Annotated in this window: 4 protein-coding genes and 2 pseudogenes; 2 read left to right on the top strand and 4 right to left on the bottom strand. The window is 62.8% G+C overall.

Annotated features, from left to right (window positions below; genetic code table 11):
- Positions 1-724: pseudogene (locus DBR24_RS31920) on the bottom strand (aldehyde dehydrogenase family protein); the annotation flags it as partial.
- Between the two features lie 205 nt (positions 725-929).
- On the opposite strand from DBR24_RS31920, the gene DBR24_RS10410 reads away from it, so the two are divergent.
- On the top strand, positions 930-1,601 hold the full coding sequence (locus DBR24_RS10410; RefSeq protein ID WP_123469587.1) for a TetR/AcrR family transcriptional regulator: 672 nt from the start codon (positions 930-932) through the stop codon (positions 1,599-1,601).
- A 32-nt stretch (positions 1,602-1,633) separates the two neighbouring features.
- Positions 1,634-2,488 (top strand): sulfurtransferase, encoded by an 855-nt coding sequence (locus DBR24_RS10405; RefSeq protein WP_128614686.1) that lies wholly within the window; start codon positions 1,634-1,636, stop codon positions 2,486-2,488.
- 31 nt (positions 2,489-2,519) lie between these two features.
- Here DBR24_RS10405 and DBR24_RS10400 read toward each other — a convergent pair whose 3' ends face one another.
- From DBR24_RS10400 to rsmD, 3 genes and pseudogenes are all read right to left on the bottom strand, one after another.
- Positions 2,520-3,371, bottom strand: coding sequence for an AraC family transcriptional regulator (locus DBR24_RS10400; protein WP_128614685.1), 852 nt, complete (start codon positions 3,369-3,371; stop codon positions 2,520-2,522).
- Positions 3,368-4,366, bottom strand: coding sequence for a hydrolase (locus DBR24_RS10395; RefSeq protein ID WP_128614684.1), 999 nt, complete (start codon positions 4,364-4,366; stop codon positions 3,368-3,370). The genes DBR24_RS10400 and DBR24_RS10395 overlap by 4 nt, the downstream gene beginning before the upstream one ends.
- A gap of 52 nt (positions 4,367-4,418) precedes the next feature.
- Positions 4,419-4,492, bottom strand: a pseudogene (rsmD, locus tag DBR24_RS31915) (16S rRNA (guanine(966)-N(2))-methyltransferase RsmD); the annotation flags it as partial.

Raw genomic sequence — 4,492 nt, 5'->3', positions numbered from 1 at the left:
GTGCGACGCAGGTCTGCCCGGCATTCAGGGTTTTACCGAAGGCGATGCGTTCGGCGGCGTCCTTGAGCGGTACGTCGTGGGAGACGATGGCCGGCGATTTGCCGCCCAGTTCCAGAGTGACCGGCGTGAGGTTTTCGGCAGCGGCGCGCATCACGTGCTTGCCAATGCTGGTGGCGCCAGTGAACAGCAAGTGATCGAAGCGCAACCGGGAAAATGCCACGCCGACGTCCGCCTCTCCGAGCACCACGCAGACCAGGTCTTCAGGGAATACGCGGGCGAACAGTTGCTTGAGCAATTGCCCGGTCGCCGGGGTTGATTCGCTGAGTTTGAGCATCACCCGGTTGCCCGCCGCCAACGCGCCGACCAGCGGGCCGATGGCCAGATAAAGCGGGTAGTTCCACGGCACGATGACACCGACGACGCCGAGCGGCTGGTACACCACTTTCGCCGAAGCCGGTTGGAACGCCATGCCGACCTTGCGCCGCGAGGCCTTCATCCAGCCTTTGAGGTTGCGGCTGGCGTAATGAATGCCATGCAGGCTCGGCATCAGCTCGGCGAGCAAGGTTTCATCGGCGCTGCGATGGCTGAAATCGGTGCTGATGGCGTCGATCAGGGCCTGACGTTCGCTGCTGAGCAAATCGCGCAAGCTCTTCAGCCATTGCTGGCGTTGCGTGGCGGGGGGCATCGGGTTGGCGGCGTAGGCGGCACGTTGCGCGGCGAACAACCGGTCGAGCGCTTCAAGTGGCTCTTGCAAGGTTTGCAGGTAAGCAATATCGGCAGTCATTGAAGGCTCCGGTTTTATTATCGTGAGGACTTTCTAGAGTCTATGCTCTAGAAAGTCAAATGACTTCCTTGCGCAGCTTTGTTTTATCCCGCTCCGGATAGGTCGTAAGATGCCTGTCACCGCACTCTGAATTAAAGCTCAAGCCATGGCCCCACGAATAAAAACCAGCGAGCGCATCGTGCAGAACAGCCTGGAGCTGTTCAATCAGCAGGGCGAGCGCAGCGTCAGCACCAACCACATTGCGGCCCACATGGAGATTTCTCCGGGCAATCTGTACTACCACTTCCCCAACAAGCAGGCGATCATCGCCGTGCTGTTCAGTGAGTACGAAGCCCTGGTCGACAGCTTTCTGCGCCCGCCGCAGGGCCGCGCCGCGACGGTGGAAGACAAGCGTTTCTATCTCAAGGAATTGCTGTCGGCGATGTGGCGTTACCGTTTTCTGCATCGCGATCTCGAGCACCTGCTCGACAGCGACGCGGAGTTGGCGGCCCGTTATCGGCGCTTTTCCCAGCGCTGCGTGATTCAGGGCGCCGCCATTTACGAAGGTTTTGTCGCGGCCGGGATCCTGAAAATGGACCGCGTGCAGATCGAATCCCTGACCCTCAATGCGTGGATCATCCTGACGTCGTGGGTGCGCTTCCTGTGCACCACCCGGGAAAACTCCAATCACCTCAGCGAACAGGCCGTCAAGCGCGGCGTGTATCAGGTGCTGGTGCTGGAAGCCGGGTTCGTCACCGATCAGGCGCGCGAGCAGGTCAACGCATTGTTCGAGGAGTTCTACGTGCCGCTGGCCCAGGCCCTCGAAGACGTGAAGTAAACCGTATCGCCGACATCCCACAGGAGTCCGTCATGCCGATTGCGCAACTGATCAGCCCCGTCGCACTGGATGCCCGCAAGGAGCAGCCGGGGCTGGTGATTCTCGATTGTCGTTTTGCCCTCGAAGACCCGGATTACGGTCAGCGCAGCTACGCCGAAGGGCACATTGCCGGCGCGCATTTCGCCGACCTGGAACGTGACCTCAGCGGGCCTGTGGTCAAGGGCGTGACCGGACGTCATCCGCTGCCTGAGCCGGCGGCATTGATCGAGCGACTGCAAGCGTGGGGCATCAATGCCGACAGCGATGTGGTGCTCTATGACGACGGTCCCGGTGCCTACGCGGCGCGGGCGTGGTGGTTGCTGGCGTGGCTGGGCAAGCGCGAGGGTGTGTTCATCCTCGATGGCGGACTCAAGGCCTGGCACGGTGCGGGGTTACCGCTGAGCCTGGATGCACCGGCGAACAGCCGTGGCCATTTTAGCGGTCAGGCGGACATGGGCTTGCTGCTCAGCGCCGAACAATTGCAGCAGCGTCTCGGCCAGCCGGCGCTGACGCTGCTGGATGCGCGGGCCTTGCCGCGTTTCAAAGGGGAAGTGGAGCCGATCGACCCGATTGCCGGGCACATTCCCGGTGCGCAATGTGCGGCGTTTACCGAGAACCTTGGCAGCGACGGGCGTTTCCTGCCGGCGGACCAGCTCAAGCAGCGGTTTGCCGCCAAACTCGGCGATCGCTCGCCCGCGGCTCTGGTGGCGTATTGCGGGTCCGGGGTGACGGCGTGTCACAACCTGTTTGCGTTGTGCCTGGCGGGGTATCCGTTGGCTTCGTTGTACGCCGGGTCGTGGAGCGAGTGGATCAACGAGCCTTCCCGAGGCATCGCCACCGGCGAGTGATCCCCACGAGGTTCTCCCGGCAGGCTCACGCCTACAGCGGTTGTTCGGTGTTTGATGGTATTTGTCTGGCACTGCGATACGCCGCTGGCCCCACGCCGTACACCTGCTTGAACTGCCGACTCAGATGGCTCTGATCGGCAAACCCCAGTTGCATGGCAACTTCCACCGGCAGACAGCCGCTCTGCAACAGGCCGCGCGCTGTGGCGATGCGTTGTTGCATCAACCAGGTGTGCGGCGGCATGCCCGTGGCGCGGCGGAACACCCGGGCAAAATGGAACGGCGACAGATTGACCGCCGCAGCCAGTTCCTCCAGCGACGGCGGTGCAGCCAGTTGCGCATGCAGCAGCTCCTTGGCCAGCACCACCGCGCGATGTTCCTTGCCCGGTTTGCCGCTGATCTGCACCGCCGCGTGGCGCTGCAACAGCAGCAGCATCATCTCGCGCCACACCGTCTGCTGTTGCAGGGCGGTGGCGGGGCTTTCCAGCAAACGGTGCAACTGGCAGAAACCGTTGACCAGATCCGGGTCGCGGTACAGCGTCGCGCCGAAGGCCGGCATCGGTGCGGTCGGCAGTTCCAGCTCTTCAAGCAACGAAACGATCTGCCCGGTATCGGGATAAAACGCCCGGTACAGCCAGCCGTCCTCGGTGCCTTTGTGACCGGTGTGCAACTCATCCGGGTTGATCAGCACCAGCGTGCCGCTGCCGGCCAGGTGTTCGGCACCGCGATACCGGTAGCGCTGGGCGCCGGCCATGATCATGCCGATCACGTAGCCGTCGTGGACGTGGGGGGCGAAGCGATGGTCGATGTAGCGCGCCGATAACAGTTCGACCCCGGCCAATGGCGCGGTTTGCCAGAAACGGATCGATTCGCCCGTCTCGTTCATGGCGTCACACGGGCCAGCCATTGCGGGATACGCCGTTCCAGGTAGTAACCGGGCTGACGGAACGTGCCATCGACAAAGCCGACATGCCCGCCCTTGGCCTGCAGTTCGAATTGCGTGGTGGCGGACAGCTCCTGCGCCGAAGGCAGGCTGTGGGGGAAGACAAACGGATCGTCGGCGGCCTGAATGATCAGGGTCGGCGTGCGGACTTCACCGAGGAAATAGCGGCTCGAGGCGCGGCGATAGTAATCCTCGGCGTCGGTAAAACCGTGCAGTGGCGCGGTCACCCGGCCATCGAAATCCCAGAAGGTACGCATGTTTTCCAGCGAGCCGAGGGCGGCCAGCGCGGCGAGGCCATCCTCGCGTCCGTCATGCTGGAATTGCCGTTGCTTGTTCTTGATGTAGGCGACCATCTCGCGCATGAAGTGCGCCTGATAGACCCTGGAAAAGCCCTGGCCGATGCGGTCGGCGCATTGATCGAGACGAAACGGCACCGACACGGCGACCGCACCGAGTACGCCGCTGTCGCTGCCGGTTTCTCCCAGATGCTTGAGCAGCACGTTGCCGCCGAGCGAATAACCGACTGCATACAGCGGCGCCAGCGGCCGTTTGGCGCGCAGGTGTCTGATGGCTTCGGCAAGGTCTTCGCTGGCGCCGGAGTGGTAACTGCGCGGCAACAGATTCGGTTCGCCCGAGCAGCCACGCCAGTTCAGCGCGACACTGGCCCAGCCTTGATCGGCCAACGCCTTCTGAATGCCTGCGACGTAAGGTGAATTGGAGGAGCCGGTCAGCCCATGCAGCACCAGCACCAAGGGTGCCTCGGCACTGTGCGGGCCATGCCAGTCGAGGTCGAGAAAGTCGCCGTCCTCAAGCCATAAGCGTTCGCGCTCGCGTTCGATATGCACGGTTTTGCGCCACAGCGGCCCCCACAAGGTTTGCAGGTGCGGATTGCCGAGGCCGAAGGCCGGGGTGAAGCGTTCAGTTTCCAGAGGGCACACACCTTTTGTGGCGAGGGAGCCAGCTCCCGCGCCACAGGGTTCTTCAATACTTTCAGTTAACTGCCATGCGTTGCCACAACGCGTAATAGACCCGCCCGGATTTCTGCTCGCGGTGCAGGCGCCAGT

Source organism: Pseudomonas sp. HMWF006 (assembly GCF_003061205.1).
GTDB lineage: Bacteria > Pseudomonadota > Gammaproteobacteria > Pseudomonadales > Pseudomonadaceae > Aquipseudomonas > Aquipseudomonas monsensis.
This window is presented reverse-complemented; position numbering and strand designations above follow the sequence as displayed.

Bases quoted from the DNA above. Each gene is read 5' to 3' on its own strand.
- DBR24_RS10410 (WP_123469587.1), top strand. From the start codon at position 930: ATGGCCCCACGAATAAAAACCAGCGAGCGCATCGTGCAGAACAGCCTG.
- DBR24_RS10405 (WP_128614686.1), top strand. From the start codon at position 1,634: ATGCCGATTGCGCAACTGATCAGCCCCGTCGCACTGGATGCCCGCAAG.
- DBR24_RS10400 (WP_128614685.1), bottom strand. From the start codon at position 3,371: ATGAACGAGACGGGCGAATCGATCCGTTTCTGGCAAACCGCGCCATTG.